Raw genomic sequence first — 21,791 nt, 5'->3', positions numbered from 1 at the left:
CCGGATCCTGCCATGCCCCGCGCCGACTTCTACCTGATCGCCAAGCCCCGCTTCCTGACCGAGCCGCTGCGCCTGGTCTGCGAGCTGGCGCGCAAGGCCAACGACGCTGGGCTGTTCACCCTGGTGCTGGCCCGCGACCAGGCCCAGGCCGAGGAGCTGGACGAACTGCTGTGGGCGTTCGACAACGATGCCTACATCCCGCACCAGATCGCCGGCGAAGACATGGACGAGGAAGAAGCCCTGGTGCTGATCGCCGTGCCCGGCACCGAAGCGCCGGCCCGCCCGCTGGTGATCAACCTGCGCGACGAACCCTGGCTGGGCCAGTGCGAGCGCGTGCTGGAAGTGGTCCCGGCCGACCCGGAAGCGCGCGAACCGCTGCGCGAGCGCTGGCGCCAGTACAAGGCCGCCGGTTACGACCTGAACAAGCACGACATGTAAGTCCAGCGAGGACCCCTTGATGCGCCTGCTGATCGCCCTGATTCTTCCCTGGCTGTCCTTTTTCACCATCGGCCGGCCGTTTGCCGGCATCGCCTGCCTGATCCTGCAGATCACCCTGATCGGCTGGCTGCCCGCCGCGATCTGGGCCGCCTACGCGGTCAGCCAGTACCACACCGACCAGAAGATCCGGCGCGCCCTCGGGCCGCGCTGATCTCCCTTCCGCCTTGATTACCGGTTGCCCCGCATGACCCAACTCGCCTCCAGCTACGACCCGAAGTCCTTCGAGACCGACCTCTACGAGGCCTGGGAGAAGGCCGGCCACTTCAAGCCGTCCGGCACGGGCGAGCCGTACACCATCCTGTTGCCGCCGCCGAACGTGACCGGCACCCTGCACATGGGGCATGCCTTCCAGCAGACCCTGATGGATGCGCTGGTGCGCTACCACCGCATGCGCGGCTACGACACGCTGTGGCAGGTGGGTACCGACCACGCCGGCATCGCCACCGAAATGGTGGTCAGCCGCAACCTGGCGCTGGAAGGCAAGGGCGAGACCCGCGATTCGCTGGGCCGCGAGGGCTTCATCGGCAAGGTCTGGGAGTGGAAGCAGCAGTCCGGTGACATCATCGAACGCCAGATGCGCCGCCTCGGTACCTCGGCCGACTGGTCGCGCAGCACCTTCACCATGGATCCGCAGCCCTCGGCGGCGGTGAACGAAGCCTTCGTGCGCTGGTACGAACAGGGCCTGATCTACCGCGGCCAGCGCCTGGTCAACTGGGATCCGGTGCTGAAGACCGCCATCTCCGACCTGGAAGTGGAGAGCGCCGAGGAAGACGGCTTCCTGTGGTCGATCGCCTACACGCTGGATGACGGCCTGAGCTACGAGCACGTCGAGCGCGATGCCGACGGCGTGGAAACCCTGCGCGAAACCCGAGACTACCTGGTCGTCGCCACTACCCGTCCGGAAACCCTGCTGGGCGATACCGCGGTGATGGTGCACCCGGAAGACGCGCGCTACGCGCACCTGATCGGCAAGAGCGTGGTGCTGCCGCTGACCGGCCGCCGCGTGCCGGTGATCGCCGACGACTACGTCGACCGCGCGTTCGGCACTGGCGTGGTCAAGGTCACCCCGGCGCATGACTTCAACGACTACGAAGTGGGCGTGCGCCACAGCCTGCCGATGATCAACCTGTTCACCCCGGTGGCGGCGCTGAATGAAAACGCGCCGGAACGCTTCCAGGGCCTGGACCGCTACGAAGCCCGCAAGGCCGTGCTGGCCGAGCTGGAAGACCTGGGCATCCTGGTCGAGACCAAGGCGCACAAGCTGCAGGTGCCGCGCGGTGACCGTACCGGCCAGGTGATCGAGCCGTACCTGACCGACCAGTGGTTCGTGAAGATGGACGACCTGGCCAAGCGTGGTCTGGAGCTGGTCGAAGACGGCAGTATTTCCTTCGTGCCGCCGAACTGGATCAACACCTACCGCCACTGGATGAACAACATCCAGGACTGGTGCATCAGCCGCCAGCTGTGGTGGGGCCACCGCATTCCGGCGTGGTTCGACGAAGCCACCGGCAGCTGCTACGTCGGTCGCAGCGAAGAGGAAGTGCGGGCGAAGCACAACCTGGGCAGCGACGTGGTGCTGAACCAGGAAAGCGACGTGCTGGAGACCTGGTTCTCCTCGCAGCTGTGGCCGTTCTCCACCCTTGGCTGGCCGAACGAGCAGGCCATGGCCGAGCGTGGCTTCGACCGTTACCTGCCGTCGTCGGTGCTGATCACCGGTTTCGACATCATCTTCTTCTGGGTGGCGCGCATGATCATGGCCACCGACAACCTGGTCGGGAAGATCCCGTTCAAGGACGTCTACTTCACCGGCCTGATCCGCGACGGCCAGGGCCAGAAGATGTCCAAGAGCAAGGGCAACGTGCTCGACCCGCTGGACATCATCGACGGCATCAGCATCGACGACCTGGTCGCCAAGCGCACCGGCGGCCTGATGCAGCCGAAGATGGTGGAGAAGATCGAGAAGGCCACCCGCAGGGAATTCCCGGACGGCATCGCCGCTCACGGTGCCGATGCGCTGCGCTTCACCATCGCCGCGCTGGCTACCCACGGCCGCGACATCAAGTTCGACATGAACCGCGCCGAGGGCTACAAGAACTTCTGCAACAAGCTGTGGAACGCCAGCCGCTTCACCCTGATGAACACCGAGGGTGCAGCGTTCACCGGCGTGCCGACCCCGCGGACCGATGCGGAGCGCTGGATCCTTTCGCGCCTTGCGGCCGTGTCCAGCGAGGCCCAGGGCCACTACGCCAACTACCGCTTCGACCTGCTGGCGCAGTGCCTGTACGAGTTTGCCTGGAACGAGTTCTGCGACTGGTTCCTGGAACTGAGCAAGCCGGCGCTGAACGGTGCCGATGCCGCCGACGCCGAAAGCACCCGTCACACCCTGCTGTACGTGCTGGAAGCGCTGCTGCGCCTGCTGCACCCGCTGACCCCGTTCATCACCGAACAGCTGTGGCAGCAGCTGGCGCCGCGCCTGGGCCTGGCCGAAACCACGCTGTCGCTGCGCCCGTACCCGACCGCCGCTGAGTTCGAAGGCGATTTCGCCCAGGCCGAGGCCGACGTCGAATGGCTGAAGGCCGTGATCAGTGCAGTGCGCCGTGTGCGCAGTGAACTGAACGTCGCGCCCTCCAAGCTGGTGCCGCTGCGCCTGCAGGCCGGGCTGGAGCAGGATCGCGTGCGCATCGAACGTTTCAGCGCGTCGCTGTCGTTCCTGCTCAAGCTGGACAGCATCCAGTGGCTGGCTGAAGGCGAAAGTGCACCGCCAGCTGCCGCCGCGATCGTCGGTGAGCTGAAGCTGCTGGTGCCGCTGGAAGGCCTGGTTGATCTCGACGCCGAGCGTGCGCGCCTGGACAAGGAGATCAAGCGCGTGGAAGGCGAGCAGGAGAAGAGCGAGACCAAGCTGGCCAAGTTCACCGACAAGGTGCCACCGGCGGTGGTCGAGCAGGAGCGCGTGCGTCTGGTCGACTGGAACACCCAGCTGGCCGGCCTGCGCGAGCAGCGCGCGAAGCTGTAAGCGCCGGGCTGGTGGGTGCGGACCTCGGTCCGCACCAATGCAATGTGCCAACCAGGGTTGGCACCCACCGAAGCAGAATCGGAAACGCTGGGCGATGCCCGGCGTTTTCATTTCCCCGCATGGCATCATCGCTGGATGCCTCTTTCCATCTTCCTGCTGGTCCTCGCGGCTGCGGCCCTGCATGCCAGCTGGAATGCGATCGTCAAGCGCGGACCAGACAAGTTCCTCGGCACGGTGCTGGTCACCGGCAGTGCCGCGCTGCTGTCGGCCGCTGCCCTGCCCTTCCTGCCATTTCCCGCAGCACACAGTTGGCCGTGGCTGGGCGCGTCGGTGCTGCTGCAGGTGACCTACTACGGCCTGGTCGCGCGGTGTTACCAGCAGGTCGACATGAGCCTGGCCTATCCGCTGATGCGTGGCAGCGCACCGATTCTGGTTGCCCTGGCGGGCACGCTGCTGGGCGAGCGGCTGCCACCGGCGGCGTGGCTGGGCGTTGTGCTGGTCAGCACCGGCATCCTCTGCATGGCACTGGGTGCGCGTGGCGGCCAGCTGCGCCTGCCGCTGCTGACCGCGGCGATGATCGCCACCTACACCCTGGTCGATGCGCAGGGCGCGCGCCAGTCCGGCAGCGCGCTCAGTTACACGCTGTGGCTGTTCCTGCTGTCAGGCATTCCACTGCCACTGTGGGCGTTGTACACCCGCGGCGGCTCGGTGCTGGCCTATGCGCGGCAGCATTGGCCGCTGGGGCTGGCCGGCGGCGCTGGCACCACCGCCTCTTACGCGATGGCGCTGTGGGCAATGACCCAGGCACCGGTGGCGATGGTTTCAGCGCTGCGCGAATCGTCGATCCTGTTCGCGCTGCTGATCTCGGCATTCCTGTTGCGCGAGCGCGTTCCGCGTGCGCGATGGCTCGCGGCGGCGCTGATCGTAGGCGGTGTGTTGGCGTTGCGGTTGGCGTGAGCAGGGCGTGCCAACCAAGGTTGGCCGCTACCGGAGATGCCATTGCACGCCTTGGTAGTGGCCGACCTTGGTCGGCGCATTCCTGCCAACCAAGGTCGGCAGCTACTGGTAGTGCCGGCCGCTGGCCGGCAACCCTTCTTCGTTACAGCGGCGGCATCACCTGCAGGTCACCGTGGACCAGTTCGATCGCCATCACCACCGCGTCCTCGCGGCCCTGTGCCGCCGGGTAGTAGCGCGGGCGACGGCCGATCTCGTTGAAACCTTCACTGTGGTACAGCGCCAGCGCCGGTGTATTCGAAGGCCGCACTTCCAGGAACACACGCTGCGCGCCACGATCGCCGGCCAGTTGCACCAGCGCGCGCAGCAACTGGCGACCCAGGCCACGCGACTGCGTCAACGGATCGATGCAGATGTTGAGGACATGTGCCTCGTCGGCGGCGATGCTGAGCATGCCGTAGCCGATCAGCTCGCCGTCGCGCTCCATGACCAGGCCGGGGTAACCGGCACGCAGGCAATCCACGAAGATGCCGCGGGTCCAAGGAAACGGATAACCGCGCACCTCGATCGCCATCACCACCGTGAGGTCGCTCTCGCGCAGCGCGCGCAGGCTGACCGGACCGGGCTGCCGGACCGCACTCACGGCGTACCCCGCTTGCGCAGGGCGCGCAGCTGCGGCCACAGCGCGCGTTTGGCGGCCGGATCGTGACGCAGCTGGTCCAGCGGCCACCCCTCCATCAGTGTCTGTGTGGCCGGATCGTTGGGATTGCAGCCGGAGGCGCGCAACAAGGCGATCTGCAGACGATCCGGCAGGCGCACGACCGGCTGCCGCGCATTGCCGCTGGGCAGCGGCCGGGCCGGCGCAGGCGCCGTATCCGGTGCGCTGACCGGCGTCTCGCGGCGCGGCGGAGCCGGGCGTTCCGCACGGAGCGCGGGGACGGCTTCGGCAGGGTGCTCGCGGGCGATTGGGCTGCTCGCCCGCGCCGGTTCCGCCGGCTGTACGGCCTCCGCTTCGGCCACGCTCAACTGCAGCGCGGCATCCAGTTCGGCGGCCAGCTGGCCGTCGTGATAGACGGTGTAGCCCATGGCCTGCAGCCAGGCCTGCTGGGCCGATGACCACAGCACGGGCAGGTCCTGGCTCACGCGGCCTCGGGCTTCTTGCGCAGGCGCTGCACCGCCCACATCACCGGGCCGGACAGCGCGTACAGGATGCCGACCGCAAACAGCACGCGCGGCAGATCGATCACCGCGATGGCGATGGCAACCGGCACCAGTGCCAGCACCAGGAATGGCACCCGGTCCGAACGGCCGCCCTTGGCGGCACCGCCCTTGAAGCTCCAGAAGCGGATGCGGCTGACCATCAGCAGTGCAGCGACAATCGTCACCGCCAGCGCCACGTAGCGCAGCTGGTTGCCGTCCCAGCCCAGGTTTCCATCGGCGAAGGCCCAGACGAAGGACATCATCAGCCCGGCCGCGGCCGGGCTGGCCAGGCCGACGAACCAGCGCTTGTCGACCACCGCCACCTGGGTATTGAAGCGGGCAAGGCGCAGTGCCGCGCAGGCGGCATACAGGAAGGCCACGGCCCAGCCGACGCGCCCCAGCAGCGGGTCATCGAACTTCAGCCACGACAGCGACCAGTGGTACATCACCAGCGCCGGAGCCATGCCGAAGCTGACCAGGTCGGCCAGCGAGTCGTACTGCACGCCGAACTCGCTGCTGGTGCCGGTCAGGCGCGCCACGCGCCCGTCCAGGCCATCCATCACCGCCGCTACGAACACGGCGATGCTGGCATTGACGAAATCCCCGTTGGCCGCGGCGATGATCGCGTAGAAGCCGGCGAACAGCCCGGCGGTGGTGAACAGGTTGGGCAGCAGGTAAATCGTGCGCGAGCGCGGCGGCGGTGTGATCGGGTCCATGGAATCCAGTTTAATCGACTTGCCAGTGGTCGGCGGCAATGCTGCAATCGGCGTTCTACGCCCATTCCGTGGAGTTTGCCATGCGTGCCCTGTCCTGCCTTGGATGCCTGCTGCTGTTGGCCAGTGCCAACGCCGTGGCCGGCCCGGTCTATAAATGGAAGGACGCCAATGGCGTGACCCAGTATTCGGAGACCCCGCCGGCGGGCAAGACGTTCGAGACCCGCGAGCAGGCCCGCAGCCCGCAGGCGACGGCAGCAGACGCGCCCGCCGCTCCCGCAGCCACCCCGGTTCCCGAGCAGTGCAGCACCGCCCGCGCCAACCTGGCCCTGCTGGAAGGCTCCGGCACCGTCATGCAGGACACCAACGGCGACGGCAAGGCCGATACCGCGTTGACCCAGGACCAGCGCAGCGCGCAGAAGGGATTGGCTGAAGCCGCCATCAAGGCCTACTGCCCGGCGGAGTGAGGGTATCGGCAGGGCTTGCAGCCCTGCACCTGCTTCAAGCCACATCAACGTCAAATGCCAAAGCGGCTTCCTGAGGGATGGCGGGGCACTGTGGGTTTGCGGGGTGTGAGCCGCATGGATGCGGCGACCAAGCCCCCACGGACGGGTTTACGGCGTCCCCGCAAACCCACAGTACCCCGCCTTCGACAGTTGGCCGGCGGTCAGTAGGTCCACGTCATGCGTGGATCAATCTCCATGGAAATCGAATATTTCGAGAATTGATCGAACAACAGCCGAGCATGGCTCGGCTCTACAAAAGGGCGACAGATCGCGGAAAACTGTCGGAGGCGGGGTGGGTCCGGTTGCGGGGGTGTCAGCCGCATGGATGCGGCTGCCAAGCCCCCACGGACGGGTTCACGGCGTCCCCCGCAACCGGACCCACCCCGCCCTACCACGGGAAACCCGTTGTTGCTGTTGCTGTTGCTGTTGACGTTGCTTGAGGCGGGTGCAGGGCGCAGCCCTGCCGATACCCCTCCCCCCGGCCGGGCTGGCAGAATAGGCGTCTCTGCCGTTATCCGAAGCCGCCGATGCGCCTCTCCCAGTTCCACCTGCACACCACCAAGGAAACCCCCAGCGACGCCGAGCTCACCAGCCACCGGCTGATGCTGCGCGCGGGCATGATCCGCAAGCTCGCATCCGGCCTGTACACCTGGTCGCCGCTGGGCCTGCGCGTGCTGCGCAAGGTTGAACGCATCGTCCGCGAGGAAATGGACCGTGCCGGTGCCGTGGAATTCCAGATCCCGACCATCCAGCCGAAGGAACTGTGGGAGCAGACCGGCCGCTGGCAGAAGTTCGGCCCGCAGCTGCTGAAGATCAAGGACCGCAAGGACCAGGTGTTCTGCTACAGCCCGACCGCCGAAGAAGCCGCTTGCGACTTCGCGCGCAGCGAGCTGTCCAGCTACAAGCAGCTGCCGGTGAACTTCTACCAGGTGCAGACCAAGTTCCGCGACGAGATCCGTCCGCGCTTCGGCGTGATGCGTTCACGCGAGTTCCTGATGAAGGACGCCTATTCGTTCCACCTGCACGATGAGTGCCTGGTGCGCGAGTACGAGAACATGAAGTCGGCCTACAGCCGCATCTTCACCCGCCTCGGCCTGGACTTCCGCATGGTGCAGGCCGATTCCGGCGCGATCGGCGGTGACGCCTCGCAGGAATTCCACGTGATCGCCGATTCCGGTGAGGACGCGCTGGTGTTCTCCACCGGCTCGGACTACGCAGCCAACATGGAAGCGGCGATCGCCGCCGATCCGGCGCCGCGTGCGGCCGCCACCGAAACGATGCGCAAGGTGGATACCCCCACCCAGAAGACCTGCGAGGATGTCGCGGCGCTGCTCGGCATCGACCTGCAGCGCACGGTGAAATCGGTGGCGCTGATCGCCGGCGAAGGCAAGGCACAGCAGTTCGTGCTGGTGCTGGTGCGTGGCGACCACGAGGTCAACGAGATCAAGCTGGCCAAGGTTGCCGGCCTGGATGAGCAGCGCTTCGCCAGTGAAGCGGAAATCGCCGAGTTCCTGGGCAGCGTGCCGGGCTTCCTCGGCCCGGTCGCTCCGGCCAAGGCCATCCGCGTGGTGGCTGACCGCGAAGTGGCGGCGATGTCCGACTTCGTCGTCGGCGCCAACGAAGCCGGTTTCCACCTGGCGGGCGTCAACTGGGGCCGCGACCTGGCGGAACCGGAAGTGGCTGACATCCGCAACGTGCGTGCCGGCGATCGTGCCATGGACGGCGGTGAGCTGAAGATCGCCCGCGGCATCGAAGTCGGTCACGTGTTCCAGCTCGGCCGTACGTACGCCCGAGCGCTTGATGCCACCGTGCTGGACGAGAACGGCAAGGCGGCGGTGATGGCGATGGGTTGCTACGGCATCGGTATCTCGCGCGTGGTGGCTGCCGCGATCGAACAGAACCATGACGATGCCGGCATCATCTGGCCGGACGCGATGGCGCCGTGGCAGGTGGTGGTGTGCGTGATCAACCCGAAGGGGGACGCCACCGTGGCCGACGCCGCCGCCAACCTGCTGCAGGAACTGCGTGATGCGGGCCTGGACGCTGCGTTGGACGACCGTGGCCTGCGCCCGGGCGCGATGTTCGCCGACATGGAACTGATCGGTATTCCGCACCGCGTGGTGGTGAGCGAACGTGGCCTTGCCGCCGGTACCTACGAGTACCGCTCGCGCCGCGCCAGCGAAGCGGAAAGCCTGGACAAGGCCACCCTGCTGCAGCGCCTGCAGGGTTGATCAAGAAATGACCGGGGCATGCCCCGGTCTTTTTTTGCGTTGTGTTCATCTGATCGATATTGCAGCGGACATAATCCGGTCAAAATCGACGCAATGCAGCCGGCATGCCGCCAAGCCCTGTCCTGCCTGCATTTGTGCTCTGATTAATTCATCACTATTCTGTCCGCCGACGCCATGGACTGGCTCGTCCCGTCCACACATTAGTTTCCGGAGTAACCGTAAATGAGCATTGACCTGACCGGCCTGTCGGCACGCGAGCTGGGCGCCCTGATCCGCACCGCCAAGAAGCAGCAGACCATCGTCGCCAAGCGCCGGCCGATCACCAAGGTCCGGGCCCAGCTGATCAAGCTGGCCAAGACCGAGGGTTACACCATCGAGGAACTGTTCGGCGATGCCCCGGCCCCGCGCGCGCGCAAAGTGGCCAAGGTCGCCAAGGCCCCCTCGAAGACCGCTGGCCGCAAGCTGGGCAAGGTTGCGCCGAAGTACCGCAACCCGGCCAACCCGAAGGAAACCTGGACCGGCCGTGGCAAGCAGCCGCGCTGGATGGCCGAACTGACCTCCAAGGGCAACAAGAAGCCGGAAGATTTCCTGATCAAGAAGGCCTGAGGCCGGATTGGAATGCAATGAAAAACGCCGGCGAAAGCCGGCGTTTTTCATTCTTCGGTGTGTGGACCAACGGTCCACACCTACAGGGTTTTGCGGGCCGGCATCAGCAGGTTGCCGAATAGCAGGCCGGCGACCAGCGCCATCACCACGTTCAGTACGGTCAGGAACACGCTTTGGCCGGCGCCTACGTCCTGCTGCTGGACCAGGGTCAGCACGCCACGCAGGCTGGTGCTGCCGGGCACCATCATGATGATGCCGGGCAGGCGGATGATCGCGCCCGGGCGCCCGACCAGGCGGCCGAACAGGTTGCCACCGGCGGTCAGCAGCATCGCCGACAGGAAGATGCCTGCCGGCGCTCCCCAGGCATGGCCGCCGAACTTTGAGATCGCATAGCCGGCCACCGAGGCGGCGATCACCCACGGATAGTCGCGGCGGTTGGCCTTGAACAGCATCGCGAAAGCGAAGGCCGCGGTAAGCAGCGACCCCCACTCGACCCACGGCCCCTGCGGACGCGTCGCACGGATCACCGGATCCAGGCCGAGCACGTCGGCCAGGGTCACCGCGATCATCGCGCCTACGCTGAGCTTCATGATGGTGGTCAACGCACCGGCGAAGCGCGCGGTACCCGACACCCAGTGCTGGCTGGCCAGCTCGTTGACCGCATTGGTCAGGGACATGCCCGGCAGCAGCACCACCAGCGAGGCGATGATCACCGTGTTGAGGTTGAGCGCGCCAACGAAGGAGGCCACCAGCGTGGCCACGAGGCCGGCCAGCAGCGCAGCCAGTGCCTCGGCTGCCTCGCGGGTGGCCGGGCGGCGATCGGTGACCATGCCGAGCAGGCCGATCATCAAGCCGATGACACCGGCGGTGGCGATGTCCAGCCACGGCAGCTTCCACATGCCGGCCACGCCGGCCGCACCGAGAGTAAACGAAAGGATGGTGCGCAGCTTGCCGCGCCGGCCCGGATCCTTGTCCAGCTGGCGCAGCGCGGTGTGGCCCTGGGCGATGCTCATCCGCCCATTGGCCACTTCCTCGGCGATATGGTCGGCGACGCTGAGCTTGTGCAGATCGTTTTCACCGGGCGCCAGGCGGATCACGCGGGTGATGTCACTGGAGCCGATCGCCTGCGCCGGGTCGCTGAAGCTGAGAATGATACCGGTGGGATTCGACCACGGTTCACAATCCAGATCGAGCTGGCGTGCCAGTGCCACCACTGCCGTTTCCAGGCGCTGGGCCGTTGTGCCGTAGCTGTGCAGGCGTCCGGCGATCTCGGAAACAAAGGCCACGCGCTGTGCGTAGGTGGCCTGGGGCGTGGGGATCGTGTGAGCGTCTGCGGACATGCGCCGTAGTATTACCTAGGCTGGGGCTTACCGGAGAAATTCATCCGAGTTCGACGCGAAGCCCGATTCAGAACGGTTATGCTGCGACCCGAATGGCCCAAGTGACCCCGAACCACGCCCCCCAGCTCGAACAGGATGCCCATGACCCGGGCCTGATCCGCCTGTCCGGTACCTGGACCCTGAAGACCGCGCTGGCCGCGGCCGAAGTCCTGCGCGACGTTCCCGACACGTTGACCGGCATCGATGCCACCGGCATCGAGAAGATGGATTCGGCGGGCGTGCTGCAGGTGCTGCGCGTGGCCCATCGCGCCGACCTCGGCGAGGACGCGCTGCAGTTCCGTCCGGACCATCAGGCGCTGGTGTGCACCATCGAGGAAGTGGCCGACGACCGGCCCAAGCCCAAGCGCGATTTCGGCGTGCTGGCCGCGCTGGAGCGGCTGGGTGTCAGCGTCCACACCACCGGCCACAACATCAAGGCGCTGTGCAGTTTCCTTGGCGAGAACCTGGTCAAGGCCGCCCGCCTGGTCAAGGAGCCGCGCCGTTTCCGCATGACCGCGACCGTGCACCAGATGGAGCAGGTCGGGCTGGACGCGGTACCGCTGGTGGCGCTGCTGTCCTATCTGGTCGGCGCGGTGATCGCCTTCCTCGGCTCGACCATCCTGCGCGATTTCGGCGCCGAGATTTACGTGGTCGAACTGGTCAACATCGCCTTCCTGCGCGAGTTCGCCGTGCTGCTGACCGCGATCGTGCTGGCCGGCCGCACCGCCAGCGCGTTCACCGCGCAGATCGGTGCGATGAAGGCGCGCGAGGAAATCGATGCGATGCGCACGCTGGGCCTGGACCCGATCGACCTGCTGGTACTGCCACGGCTGCTGGCGTTGCTGGTCACCCTGCCGCTGCTGACCTTCATTGCAATGGTCGCCGGCCTGGCCGGCGGCATCACCGTCGGCGCGTTCGACCTGGATATCCCGCCGCAGATGTATATCGCCCGCATGCACGACACGATGGAAGTGCGGCACATGCTGGTCGGCCTGTCCAAGGCGCCGGTGTTCGCGCTGGTGATCGGCCTGATCGGCTGCCTGGAAGGCCTGAAGGTCGAAGGCACGGCGCAGTCGGTCGGCGAACGCACCACCTCCAGCGTGGTGCAGACGATTTCGCTGGTGATCATCATCGATGCCTTCGCGGCGTTGTGGTTCATGCACATGGACTGGTGACATGAGCACGCATCCGACGCCCGAAGAAATTCCCATGCAGGACGACGACGGCCACGAGCTGGCCATCCGCGTGCGCGGACTGGTCAACCGTTTCGGCAGCCAGACCGTGCACGAGGACCTGGACCTGGACGTGCGCCGAGGCGAAATCCTCGGCGTGGTGGGCGGTTCGGGTACCGGCAAATCGGTGCTGATGCGCTCGATCCTCGGCCTGCGCGTGCCTGATGCCGGGCAGATCGAAGTGCTCGGCCGCGATGCGCGCGCCGACGACGCCGAGAGCCGCCTGCACATCGAACGCAACACCGGCGTGCTGTTCCAGGACGGTGCGTTGTTCTCTTCGCTGACCGTGGGCGAGAACGTGCAGGTACCGCTGAAGGAGCATCACCGCGAACTGCCCGAGCGCTGGCACTACGAACTGGCGCTGCTGAAGGTGAAGCTGGCCGGCCTGCCCGCCGACGCGATCAACAAGCTGCCCTCGCAGCTGTCCGGCGGCATGCGCAAGCGTGCCGGCCTGGCCCGTGCATTGGCCCTGGACCCGCCGCTGCTGTTCCTGGATGAACCCACTGCTGGACTGGACCCGATCGGCGCGGCGGCGTTCGACCGCCTGATCAAGACCCTGCAGGAAGCACTGGGCCTGACCGTGTTCCTTATCACCCACGACCTGGACACGCTGTACGCGATCTGCGACCGGGTGGCGGTGATCGCCGACCGCAAGGTGGTGGCCAACGCCCCCTTGCCTGACATCGAGAAACTGGATCATCCGTGGATCCAGGAATACTTCCACGGACCCCGCGCGCGTGCCGCGCGTGGCGAACAGATCGAGAGTGCCTGAGCCATGGAAACCAAAGCCAACTACGTGCTGATCGGCGCGTTCACCCTGATCACCGGCCTGGCCCTGCTGGCCTTCGGCCTGTGGGCCGCCAAGTACTCCTCCGACCGCACCTGGCAGGAATACCGCGTGGTGTTCCGCGAGGCGGTCACCGGCCTGTCGGTGGGCAGCCCGGTGCAGTACAACGGCATCGCGGTGGGCTCGATCACCGAACTGAACCTGGTACCGGACGACCCGCGCCAGGTGGTGGCACGCATACGCCTGAACTCCAACACGCCGGTGAAGACCGATACCCGTGCCAAGCTGGCGATCACCAGCCTGACCGGCCCGTCGATCATCCAGCTCAGCGGTGGTACGCCGCAGTCGCCGGCACTGACCACCGTCAACAAGGACCCGGCGCCGATCATTCCGACCACGCCGTCGGCCCTGCAGAACATCACCGACGTCGCCAACCGCATTGTCGAGCGCATGGACCAGATCCTCAGCGACCGCAACGTTGCGTCGATCAACGCAACGTTGGCCAACCTGGAAACCATCAGCGGCGGCCTGGCCGACCGCGACCAGGGCACCCAGGCACTGCTGCTCAGCGCGCGTGACGCCGCACGCAGCCTCGACACCACGCTGAAGACCACCAACGGCACCATCGAGCGGCTGGACAAGAACCTGGTGCAGCAGCTGCCGGGCATCATCGACAAGCTCGACGGCACCCTGGTCAAGCTCGACTCGGCCGCCGGCAACGCCGATTCGATCCTTGGCGAGAACCGTGCCGCGATCAACAGCTTTGCCAACGACGGCCTCGGCCAGCTGGGCCCGACGCTGACCGAACTGCGCGGGCTGATCCGCGACCTGCGCCGGGTCAGCGACCGCCTCGAGAACAACCCCGCGCGCTACCTGCTTGGCCGCGACGCCCCGAAGGAGTTCGAACCCCAATGAGCCCGACCACCCTTCCGCGCCTGCTGCTGGCCGCTTCGATGGTCGCCCTGCTGGGCGGCTGCTCCATCCTCGGCAGCAGCGAAAAGACCGCGGTGACGCTGTATTCGCCGTCCGTGCAGGTGAAGCCGGATCCGGCGTGGCCGCAGGCCAGCTGGCAGCTGGTGCTGGCCAAGCCCAGCGCCGCACGCATGGTCGACAGCCCACGCATCAACGTGCGGCCGACGCCATCGCAGCTGGAGATCTACAAGGGGGCCAGCTGGGCGCAGCCGGCCACCGACATGATCGAGGACACCCTGCTGCGCGGCTTCGAGGATTCCGGCCGTATCCGTGGCGTGGCCCGCAGCACCGCCGGCATCCGTGCCGACTACAAGCTGTCCACCGACGTGCGCCGTTTCGAATCGGACTACCAGGGCCAGGCGACGCCGACGGTGGTGATCGAGGTCAACGCCAAGCTGATCCACGTCGCCGACCAGCGCGTGGTCGCTGACCGTACCTTCCGCCAGTCGCAGCCGGTCGGCAGCACCGACGTGCCGGCGGTGACCGCCGCCTTCGAACGTGGCCTGCAGCAGCTGGCGCAGGATGTGGTCGGTTGGACGCTGCAGAGCGGGCAGGCCGACCAGCCGACCATCGCGCGCTGATCGCCGCATTCGCCGGGCACGTGAGTTACGGGGTCAGGTCCCTTTCCGGCAGGAAAGGGACCTGACCCCTTCTTCGTCAACGCGGCGTAATCCAGCGGAAGGTCAGGTTGATGCGCTCACCCTGCACCCGCGCCGTCTTCGGCAACGCATGCTGGTAGAAGCGCTGGGTCTGGCCGGCCATCAGCAGCAGGTCGCCATGGCCAAGCAGGAATTCGGCCTTCCGCGCCGGGTCATCGCGCCGGCGCAGCAGGAACCGCCGCACTGCGCCCAGGCTGAGTGAGGCGACCAGCGGCGCCGGCCCCAGCTCCGGCTCGTCGTCGCTGTGCCAGCCCATGTAGTCGCCACCGCCGCGATAGCGATTCAGCAGCACGCTGTTGAAGCGGCCGATGCCTTTGGTTTCCAGATGCTCACGCACACCCTGTAGCGACAGCGGCCAGGGGTGCGGCACGAATTCAGCACCGGAATAGCGGTAGCGCGCCTGCGGATCGCCGATCCAGCAACTCAACCGCGGCGAATCCACCCAGTTGCCGAACATGCGGATCCGGTGGACCTCCCACGGGACTTCGGCCTGCAGCGCGGTCAGGAGCCGATCGGCATCGGCTGCGGCCAGCCAGCCCGGCAGGTGCTGGACGTCGGCATCGGGCAGGTCATCTGGGAACAGCATGGCCACACGCTAGCACGCCGGCGTTTGCTGTCATGACCGCCAGCACCGAAAATGGCCCCATGACCATTGCCCAGATGCTGATGCCGTCCGCTTGCCCCCTTTCGTGGGGCCCAGCCCGATGAGCGTACGCCAATCGCTGTTCCCGTTGCTGCGCGCCATGTTCCGGGCCTTGCCGCTGCCACAGGCGCAGCGTGACCGGCTGCGCACCCGGCTGTTGGCGCGGCATGGCGACTGGGTACCGCCGCCACCCAAGGGCCAGCAGGCTGAGGGGGGCACCGGCGCCAGCGCCCAGCTGCGCTGGCGTGCAGACGAGCCGGCGATCGGCCACGTGCCATGGCGTGAGGCGACCTTGCCGTCTCCTTTGCCGGCGACGCTGGTCGCGTTCTACCTGCCGCAGTTCCACACATTTCCCGAGAATGACGCTTGGTGGGGCAAGGGCTTTACCGAATGGCGCAACGTGACCCGCGCGCTGCCTCAGTTCGAGGGCCACGTCCAGCCGCGCCTGCCGGCAGACCTGGGCTTCTACGACCTGCGCAACCCTCAGGTGATGCGGGACCAGGCACGCCTCGCAGCTGAGTACGGCATCGGCGCGTTCTGCTTCTACTACTACTGGTTCAGTGGCCGCACTTTGATGGAGGACCCGCTGCGCCAATGGCTGGCCGACGACAGCATCGAACTGCCGTTCTGCCTGTGCTGGGCCAACGAGAACTGGGCACGACGCTGGGACGGCCGCGACGAGGACATCCTGATCGGCCAGCAGCACAGCGCCGAGGATGATCTGGCCTTCATCGCACATGTCGCGCCCTACCTGCGCGACCGCCGCGCATTGAAGGTCGAGGGCCGGCCAATGCTGCTGGTCTATCGCCCGCACCTGCTGCCCGACGCCCGGGCGACCACCGAGCGCTGGCGCCGCTGGTGCCGCGACAATGGCGTCGGCGAAATCCATCTGGCGTACGTGCAGGGCTTCGAGCGCCCGGATCCCCGCGACATCGGCTTCGATGCGGCAGTAGAGTTCCCGCCGAACATGAGCAATCCGCGCTCCCTGTCAGCGCAGCAATGGTTGCTCAATCCGGCCTTCAATGGCGATGTCCGCGACTGGCGCGAACTGGCCACCGAGATCGCATCACGGCCGCTGCCAGACTATCCGCTCTACCCTGGCGTGAACCCCGGCTGGGACAATGAGGCGCGTCGCTCCGGTCGCGGCCGCGTCTACCTGCATGCATCACCGCGCGGTTATCGCGACTGGCTGCGCACCACGATCCATGAGCGCCTGTCCGCTGCACCGCAGGCGCAGCGCATGGTCTTCATCAACGCCTGGAACGAATGGGCAGAAGGCGCCGTGCTGGAACCGGATGCGCGGCTGGGCCATGCCTGGCTGCAGGCCACCCGCGATGCGCTGGCGCCTGCTCCGGCACTGCGTCAGAAACCGGCAGTACATCTCCACGCCTGGTATCTGGAAACGCTGCCGGAGGTATTGTCCGCACTGCGCGAGGCCGCCCTCGACTGGACAATCGTGGTGACTACGCCGGCACAACAGGTGGATCTGGCCAGGCAGGCTCTTGTGGCACATGGGCTGCAGGGTGAGGTCATCGCCGTAGATAACCATGGTCGCGACATTCTTCCGTTCCTTGAGGTCTCCGAACGGCTGCTGCAGGCTGATCACGATGTGGTGCTGAAACTCCACACGAAGCGTTCGACCCATCGCGCCGATGGCGACCAGTGGCGGCAGGAACTACTGCAACGACTGGTACAGGGCGGACGTGCCGCACGCATCCATGCCGCGTTCCAGGCCGACCCCGCACTGGGCATGGTGGTCGCCGAAGGACATCTGTTGCCCGTCGCCGCCTTCGTGGGCGGCAATGGTCCCGCATTGGCACGACTGCAGGCGCGACTTGGGCTGGAAACACCAGAGGACGCCAGTCAATTTGGCGCCGGCAGCATGGGCTGGTGGCGGCTGCAGGCCCTGCGTCCATTGCTGGACGCGCATCTGCATCGCAGCGCGTTCGAGGACGAGAAGGGCCAGATCGACGGAACGCTGGCCCATGCCATTGAACGTGTGCTGGGCGCCTGCTGTGAACACGCCGGACTGCGCGTCACGACAGCCGCAGCGTGCCTCGGCGAGGCCGATGCCAGCAGCGACGAGTACGCCTACGCCCGACGCAGCTGAGGATGAAGGGGGCACAACGCCCCCCTCCCCGTATCGATCAGCCGCGCTGGAACGCGACCCCGGTCTTTTCCTTCAGCTCGTCATCGCTGACGCCCGGTGCCGCTTCCACCAGCAACAGGCCCTGGTCAGTCACGTCGAACACAGCCAGGTCGGTGATGATGCGGTCGACCACGCCCACACCGGTCAGCGGCAGCGTGCATTCGGCGAGGATCTTGTGTTCGCCGTTCTTGGCGGTGTGCTCCATCAGCACCACCACGCGCTGTACGCCAGCTACCAGGTCCATCGCCCCGCCCATGCCCTTGACCATCTTGCCGGGCACCATCCAGTTGGCCAGGTCGCCCTTGTCGGTGACCTGCATGGCGCCGAGGATGGCCAGGTTGACGTGGCCACCGCGGATCATCGCGAAGCTGTCGTGGCTGCCGAAGTAGCTGGCGCCGGCACGCGCGGTGACGGTCTGCTTGCCGGCGTTGATCAGGTCGGCGTCGACCTCGGCTTCGGTCGGGAACGGACCGATGCCAAGCAGGCCGTTTTCCGACTGCAGCCACACGTCCACGCCTTCGGGAATATGGTTGGCAACCAGGGTCGGCAGGCCGATGCCCAGGTTCACGTATGCACCGTCGGTCAGTTCGCGGGCGGCGCGTGCCGCCATTTCATCGCGGGTCCACGCCATGTCAGTTGCCCTCCGCGCGGATGGTGCGCTGTTCGATACGTTTTTCGGGGGTGGGGTTGTGCACGATCCGGTGCACGTAGATGCCCGGCAGGTGCACCTGGTCGGGATCGATCGCGCCGACCGGCACTACCTCTTCCACTTCCACGATGCAGACCTTGCCGGCCATCGCGCAGGCCGGATTGAAGTTGCGTGCGGTCTTGCGGAACACCAGGTTGCCAGCCTCGTCGGCCTTCCACGCCTTGACCAGCGCCACGTCGGCACGCAGCGCGGTCTCCATCACGTAGTGCTTGCCGTCGAACTCGCGGGTTTCCTTGCCTTCGGCCACCACGGTGCCGTACCCGGTGGCGGTGAAGAACGCCGGGATGCCCGCGCCGCCGGCACGCAGGCGCTCGGCCAGGGTGCCCTGCGGATTGAATTCCAGCTCCAGCTCGCCGGCCAGGAACTGGCGCTCGAATTCCTTGTTCTCGCCCACGTAGGACGAGATCATCTTCCTGATCTGCCGGGTTTCCAGCAGCTGCCCGAGGCCGAAGCCGTCAACGCCGGCATTGTTTGAGATCACGGTCAGGCCCTTGGCGCCACTGTCGCGCAGCGCGGCGATCAGCGCCTCGGGAATGCCACACAGGCCGAAGCCGCCCACGGCCAGGGTCTGGCCATCGGCGATCACACCCTGCAGTGCATCTGCCGCAGAGGCGAAACGCTTGCTGCGCGTGCTGCTGGAAGTCGATTGCTGCATCTCTACTGCCCTACCCGGTGAGAATCCCGCCATTCTAGCGGCACACCCGTTACCGGCTGGGATGCGCCGCAGCATGACTCGGCATGACGGGCTGCCAATCCGTAGAATGTCCCCTTCCCCGCTTGCGTGCCCCGGGCAACGCCTGCGGCAGATGGAGAGGACAGGACGACGCATGGCCGAAGTATTCACCGGAGGGGAACTGTCCCGCTGGCTGGATGCGGGGACACTGGAAAAGGGCAGACAACGCGTATCGGCAGTGCGTGAACTGGGCTACAGGGCGCCGCTGCTGACCGCGCAGGTCGAAGCCCGGCAGGTGATGATCGACCTGGAAGCCAGTGCCCGCACACCGCATAGCCCCCTGCAGAGTCGCTGCACCTGTCCTGCGGGAGGTCAATGCGAGCATGTTGCCGCCGTGCTGCTGGCTGCACTGGAGACCTCATTGGAGGGAGACAGCGGCTCGCTGCGTCCGGCCGCCCATCCGACACTGCCTACCCTGCAGATCCAGGCGATGACGCCTATTCTCCATCTGCACAGCATGGAATACCGTCCTGCCTGGCTCACCGAGCGCGATGCCTCGCAGTGGCTGGACGTCGCTACCGTCGCCTTCGAGTACGACGAGCACGTGCGCTTTCTCGATGACCCGTCGCTGTTCGTGCATGACGCCGAGGGACAGCTCTACCTGCTGCCGCGTGACCTGCACGAGGAGGCACGGCGGGAAACTGAACTTCACAGCGTGCACCTGCACCGCGAACGGCAACCGCGCATCGCGCTGGATGGTGGCGGGCCACTGTTCGAGCTGCGCAGTTTCGACTGGACCCGCTTCCTTTTGGAGGACGTGCTGCGGCTGGAGGCACTGGGCTGGAAGATGGAGACCGACGATGCCTTCCGCCATCGCATCTTCCGCGTAGACCAGATTGATCTGGACCTGCAGGCGGCGCCGGCCGACAGCGCCACGTTCGACCTGGCCCTGACCATCGAGGTCGATGGCCGCAGCGTCGCGCTGGTTCCGTTGTTGCAGGCCGTACTGCAATCGGATCCACGCTGGCTGCGCGGCCAGCTGGATGCGATCAGCGATGACGAAAACGTGCTGCTGACGACGGCGGACAATGAACGCCTCGCCTTGCGGGCGGGTCGCCTGAAACCGGTGATCGCGCTGCTGGCGGATCTGTTCAGCGACTCTGGACAATCCCTGCGCCTGCAGGCACATGACCGCGGCCGCCTGCAGGCACTGCAGGAAGCCGCCCAGCTGCGCCTGCACGCCAGCGACGATACCCGTGCGCGCGTGCAGCGCCTGCTGAATGCGCCGGCCATGGCCGCGGTACCGCCCCCCAAAGGGCTGCACGCTACGCTGCGCCCCTACCAGCTGGAAGGCCTGTCGTGGCTGCAGTACCTGCGCCAGCAGGGGCTGGGCGGCGTACTGGCCGATGACATGGGGCTGGGCAAGACCCTGCAGACCCTGGCCCATCTGCTGGTCGAAAAGGAAAGCGGCCGTCTGGACCGGCCGGCGCTGCTGGTGGTGCCGACCTCGCTGCTGCACAACTGGCAGAGCGAAGCGGCACGCTTCACCCCGGACCTGCGCGTGCTGACCCTGCACGGACCGGCCCGCGAGACGCTGTTCGACGCGATTCCCGCACATGACCTCGTGCTCACCACCTATCCCCTGCTGTGGCGCGACGAGCAGGCATTGCAGGCGCACTCCTACCATCTGCTGATCCTGGATGAGGCGCAGCAGGTGAAGAACCCGAAATCACGTGCGGCAGTCACGCTGCGCACGCTGCGGGCCCGCCACCGTCTATGCCTGACCGGTACGCCGCTGGAGAACCATCTGGGCGAATTGTGGACGCAGTTCGACTTCCTGCTGCCCGGGCTGCTCGGCAGCGAAAAGCAGTTCAACCAGCATTGGCGCCACCCCATCGAACGCGGCAGCGACCAGCGCCGTGCCCAGCTGCTGGCACAGCGGCTGCGCCCTTTCATCCTGCGCCGGCGCAAGGACCAGGTGGCTGCCGAGCTGCCACCAAAGACCCTCATCACCCGTGCGGTAACGATGGAGGGCGGGCAGCGTGATCTCTATGAAACCGTGCGTGCGGCGATGGAGAAGCAGGTCCGCGAGGCGATCAGCGACAGCGGACTGGCACGCAGCCACATCAGGGTACTGGATGCGCTGCTGAAGCTGCGCCAGGTCTGCTGCGATCCGCGTCTGCTGCCGGGCGAAACGCCGGCACGCAATGCCGGTTCGGCCAAGTTGGAACTGTTGCGTGAGATGCTGCCGTCGATGGTCGAGGAAGGTCGCCGCATCCTGTTGTTCTCGCAGTTCACCGGCATGCTGGCGCTGATCGCGCAGGCGCTCGACGGGCTGGGCCTGGCCTATGTGACCCTGACCGGCGATACCCAGGACCGGGTCACGCCAGTACAGCGTTTCATGCAGGGCGAAGTGCCGCTGTTCCTGATCAGCCTGAAGGCCGGTGGCGTGGGGCTGAACCTGACCGCTGCCGACACCGTCATCCACTTCGATCCCTGGTGGAATCCGGCCGCCGAGAACCAGGCGAGTGACCGTGCCCATCGCATCGGCCAGCAGCAGCCGGTCTTCGTCTACCGGCTGATTGCCGCCGGTAGCATCGAAGAGCGGATCGCCGAGCTGCAGGAGCGCAAGGCGATGCTGGCCGAATCGATTCTTGAAGGCGGCGGCAGCGCCGGACCACGTTTCAGCGAAGAGGACGTGCAGGCGCTGCTGGCACCGTTGCCGGGCGCACCGGCCAAACGCCCTGGCCGGGCCGGCAGGCGGCCAGCGCAGGCCTGATATCGAACATCAGTCACCTGGCGTTGCCTGATGGAAACGATTCCCATACGGGTCGGGCGCTACAATGAAAGACTGAGCTCACAAAGGA

19 protein-coding genes and 1 pseudogene are annotated in these 21,791 nt (G+C 66.6%); 13 read left to right on the top strand and 7 right to left on the bottom strand.

The window, feature by feature from the left end:
- The first annotated feature begins 12 nt into the window (after nt 1-12).
- The 4 genes from AC13GA_RS01115 (at nt 13) to AC13GA_RS01100 (ending at nt 4,468) form a co-directional block, all read left to right on the top strand.
- On the top strand, nt 13-438 hold the full coding sequence (locus tag AC13GA_RS01115) for a DNA polymerase III subunit chi (protein WP_005415211.1): 426 nt from the start codon (nt 13-15) through the stop codon (nt 436-438).
- A 19-nt stretch (nt 439-457) separates the two neighbouring features.
- Nucleotides 458-649: a YqaE/Pmp3 family membrane protein gene (locus AC13GA_RS01110; RefSeq protein ID WP_426354411.1), complete on the top strand. Its 192-nt coding sequence runs from the start codon at nt 458-460 to the stop codon at nt 647-649.
- Nucleotides 650-682: 33 nt separating this feature from the next.
- Complete coding sequence (locus AC13GA_RS01105) at nt 683-3,511, top strand: valine--tRNA ligase (RefSeq protein ID WP_136638612.1); 2,829 nt, start codon at nt 683-685, stop codon at nt 3,509-3,511.
- Nucleotides 3,512-3,646: 135 nt separating this feature from the next.
- Nucleotides 3,647-4,468 (top strand): EamA family transporter, encoded by an 822-nt coding sequence (locus AC13GA_RS01100; protein ID WP_253077837.1) that lies wholly within the window; start codon nt 3,647-3,649, stop codon nt 4,466-4,468.
- A 142-nt stretch (nt 4,469-4,610) separates the two neighbouring features.
- Here the strand turns inward: AC13GA_RS01100 and rimI are convergent, their stop codons facing one another.
- Genes rimI through pssA form a run of 3 tightly spaced genes read right to left on the bottom strand, consistent with a single transcriptional unit; the run spans nt 4,611 to nt 6,381 of the window.
- On the bottom strand, nt 4,611-5,108 hold the full coding sequence (gene rimI / locus AC13GA_RS01095; protein WP_046983852.1) for a ribosomal protein S18-alanine N-acetyltransferase: 498 nt from the start codon (nt 5,106-5,108) through the stop codon (nt 4,611-4,613).
- Nucleotides 5,105-5,608 carry a hypothetical protein gene (locus tag AC13GA_RS01090; RefSeq protein WP_482997382.1) on the bottom strand — a complete coding sequence of 168 codons (504 nt, stop codon included), beginning with the start codon at nt 5,606-5,608 and terminating at the stop codon, nt 5,105-5,107. Before AC13GA_RS01090 ends, rimI begins: the two co-directional genes overlap by 4 nt.
- Entirely contained in the window at nt 5,605-6,381 is a 777-nt protein-coding gene (pssA, locus tag AC13GA_RS01085) for a CDP-diacylglycerol--serine O-phosphatidyltransferase (RefSeq protein WP_046983850.1), read from the bottom strand. Before pssA ends, AC13GA_RS01090 begins: the two co-directional genes overlap by 4 nt.
- Nucleotides 6,382-6,461: 80 nt before the next feature.
- On the opposite strand from pssA, the gene AC13GA_RS01080 reads away from it, so the two are divergent.
- The 3 genes and pseudogenes from AC13GA_RS01080 to AC13GA_RS01070 all read left to right on the top strand — a co-directional run.
- The gene (locus AC13GA_RS01080; RefSeq protein WP_046983861.1) at nt 6,462-6,845 is read left to right on the top strand and encodes a DUF4124 domain-containing protein; all 384 of its coding nucleotides are present in this window, start codon (nt 6,462-6,464) and stop codon (nt 6,843-6,845) included.
- A 566-nt stretch (nt 6,846-7,411) separates the two neighbouring features.
- On the top strand, nt 7,412-9,115 hold the full coding sequence (locus AC13GA_RS01075) for a proline--tRNA ligase (protein WP_426354420.1): 1,704 nt from the start codon (nt 7,412-7,414) through the stop codon (nt 9,113-9,115).
- 222 nt (nt 9,116-9,337) lie between these two features.
- Nucleotides 9,338-9,715, top strand: a pseudogene (locus tag AC13GA_RS01070) (H-NS histone family protein); the annotation flags it as partial.
- Between the two features lie 86 nt (nt 9,716-9,801).
- Here the strand turns inward: AC13GA_RS01070 and AC13GA_RS01065 are convergent.
- The gene (locus AC13GA_RS01065) at nt 9,802-11,061 is read right to left on the bottom strand and encodes a threonine/serine exporter family protein (protein WP_004142069.1); all 1,260 of its coding nucleotides are present in this window, start codon (nt 11,059-11,061) and stop codon (nt 9,802-9,804) included.
- A 92-nt stretch (nt 11,062-11,153) separates the two neighbouring features.
- Between AC13GA_RS01065 and AC13GA_RS01060 the strand changes: the two genes are divergently transcribed.
- From AC13GA_RS01060 to AC13GA_RS01045, 4 genes are read left to right on the top strand one after another with little or no spacing between them, the layout of a single operon-like run.
- The gene (locus AC13GA_RS01060) at nt 11,154-12,275 is read left to right on the top strand and encodes an ABC transporter permease (protein ID WP_046983180.1); all 1,122 of its coding nucleotides are present in this window, start codon (nt 11,154-11,156) and stop codon (nt 12,273-12,275) included.
- A 1-nt stretch (nt 12,276) separates the two neighbouring features.
- A complete protein-coding gene (locus AC13GA_RS01055; RefSeq protein ID WP_046983181.1) occupies nt 12,277-13,104 on the top strand; it encodes an ABC transporter ATP-binding protein in 828 nt (275 codons plus the stop codon).
- Nucleotides 13,105-13,107: 3 nt separating this feature from the next.
- Nucleotides 13,108-14,034 (top strand): MlaD family protein, encoded by a 927-nt coding sequence (locus tag AC13GA_RS01050; RefSeq protein ID WP_046983182.1) that lies wholly within the window; start codon nt 13,108-13,110, stop codon nt 14,032-14,034.
- Nucleotides 14,031-14,672: an ABC-type transport auxiliary lipoprotein family protein gene (locus AC13GA_RS01045; RefSeq protein ID WP_046983183.1), complete on the top strand. Its 642-nt coding sequence runs from the start codon at nt 14,031-14,033 to the stop codon at nt 14,670-14,672. Before AC13GA_RS01050 ends, AC13GA_RS01045 begins: the two co-directional genes overlap by 4 nt.
- Nucleotides 14,673-14,748: 76 nt before the next feature.
- Here AC13GA_RS01045 and AC13GA_RS01040 read toward each other — a convergent pair whose 3' ends face one another.
- Entirely contained in the window at nt 14,749-15,336 is a 588-nt protein-coding gene (locus AC13GA_RS01040) for an alpha-ketoglutarate-dependent dioxygenase AlkB family protein (protein ID WP_482997381.1), read from the bottom strand.
- Between the two features lie 118 nt (nt 15,337-15,454).
- Between AC13GA_RS01040 and AC13GA_RS01035 the strand changes: the two genes are divergently transcribed.
- Entirely contained in the window at nt 15,455-17,503 is a 2,049-nt protein-coding gene (locus tag AC13GA_RS01035) for a glycoside hydrolase family 99-like domain-containing protein (protein ID WP_253077841.1), read from the top strand.
- 37 nt (nt 17,504-17,540) lie between these two features.
- Here AC13GA_RS01035 and AC13GA_RS01030 read toward each other — a convergent pair whose 3' ends face one another.
- Both AC13GA_RS01030 and AC13GA_RS01025 read right to left on the bottom strand, forming a co-directional pair.
- Nucleotides 17,541-18,173 (bottom strand): CoA transferase subunit B, encoded by a 633-nt coding sequence (locus AC13GA_RS01030; protein ID WP_046983186.1) that lies wholly within the window; start codon nt 18,171-18,173, stop codon nt 17,541-17,543.
- A 1-nt stretch (nt 18,174) separates the two neighbouring features.
- On the bottom strand, nt 18,175-18,906 hold the full coding sequence (locus AC13GA_RS01025; protein WP_046983187.1) for a CoA transferase subunit A: 732 nt from the start codon (nt 18,904-18,906) through the stop codon (nt 18,175-18,177).
- A gap of 172 nt (nt 18,907-19,078) precedes the next feature.
- Between AC13GA_RS01025 and AC13GA_RS01020 the strand changes: the two genes are divergently transcribed.
- Nucleotides 19,079-21,703, top strand: a complete 2,625-nt coding sequence (locus AC13GA_RS01020; protein WP_482997380.1) for a DEAD/DEAH box helicase — start codon at nt 19,079-19,081, stop codon at nt 21,701-21,703.
- Nucleotides 21,704-21,791: the final 88 nt, after the last annotated feature.

Source organism: Stenotrophomonas sp. 22DLJC03 (assembly GCF_056861405.1).
This window is presented reverse-complemented; position numbering and strand designations above follow the sequence as displayed.

What these genes read in the sequence shown, in the direction of transcription:
- AC13GA_RS01115 (WP_005415211.1), top strand. Translation starts at nt 13, where the DNA reads ATGCCCCGCGCCGACTTCTACCTGATCGCCAAGCCCCGCTTCCTGACC.
- AC13GA_RS01110 (WP_426354411.1), top strand. Translation starts at nt 458, where the DNA reads ATGCGCCTGCTGATCGCCCTGATTCTTCCCTGGCTGTCCTTTTTCACC.
- AC13GA_RS01105 (WP_136638612.1), top strand. Translation starts at nt 683, where the DNA reads ATGACCCAACTCGCCTCCAGCTACGACCCGAAGTCCTTCGAGACCGAC.
- AC13GA_RS01100 (WP_253077837.1), top strand. Translation starts at nt 3,647, where the DNA reads ATGCCTCTTTCCATCTTCCTGCTGGTCCTCGCGGCTGCGGCCCTGCAT.
- pssA (WP_046983850.1), bottom strand. Translation starts at nt 6,381, where the DNA reads ATGGACCCGATCACACCGCCGCCGCGCTCGCGCACGATTTACCTGCTG.
- AC13GA_RS01080 (WP_046983861.1), top strand. Translation starts at nt 6,462, where the DNA reads ATGCGTGCCCTGTCCTGCCTTGGATGCCTGCTGCTGTTGGCCAGTGCC.
- AC13GA_RS01075 (WP_426354420.1), top strand. Translation starts at nt 7,412, where the DNA reads ATGCGCCTCTCCCAGTTCCACCTGCACACCACCAAGGAAACCCCCAGC.
- AC13GA_RS01065 (WP_004142069.1), bottom strand. Translation starts at nt 11,061, where the DNA reads ATGTCCGCAGACGCTCACACGATCCCCACGCCCCAGGCCACCTACGCA.
- AC13GA_RS01060 (WP_046983180.1), top strand. Translation starts at nt 11,154, where the DNA reads ATGGCCCAAGTGACCCCGAACCACGCCCCCCAGCTCGAACAGGATGCC.
- AC13GA_RS01055 (WP_046983181.1), top strand. Translation starts at nt 12,277, where the DNA reads ATGAGCACGCATCCGACGCCCGAAGAAATTCCCATGCAGGACGACGAC.
- AC13GA_RS01050 (WP_046983182.1), top strand. Translation starts at nt 13,108, where the DNA reads ATGGAAACCAAAGCCAACTACGTGCTGATCGGCGCGTTCACCCTGATC.
- AC13GA_RS01045 (WP_046983183.1), top strand. Translation starts at nt 14,031, where the DNA reads ATGAGCCCGACCACCCTTCCGCGCCTGCTGCTGGCCGCTTCGATGGTC.
- AC13GA_RS01040 (WP_482997381.1), bottom strand. Translation starts at nt 15,336, where the DNA reads ATGCTGTTCCCAGATGACCTGCCCGATGCCGACGTCCAGCACCTGCCG.
- AC13GA_RS01035 (WP_253077841.1), top strand. Translation starts at nt 15,455, where the DNA reads ATGAGCGTACGCCAATCGCTGTTCCCGTTGCTGCGCGCCATGTTCCGG.
- AC13GA_RS01030 (WP_046983186.1), bottom strand. Translation starts at nt 18,173, where the DNA reads ATGGCGTGGACCCGCGATGAAATGGCGGCACGCGCCGCCCGCGAACTG.
- AC13GA_RS01025 (WP_046983187.1), bottom strand. Translation starts at nt 18,906, where the DNA reads ATGCAGCAATCGACTTCCAGCAGCACGCGCAGCAAGCGTTTCGCCTCT.
- AC13GA_RS01020 (WP_482997380.1), top strand. Translation starts at nt 19,079, where the DNA reads ATGGCCGAAGTATTCACCGGAGGGGAACTGTCCCGCTGGCTGGATGCG.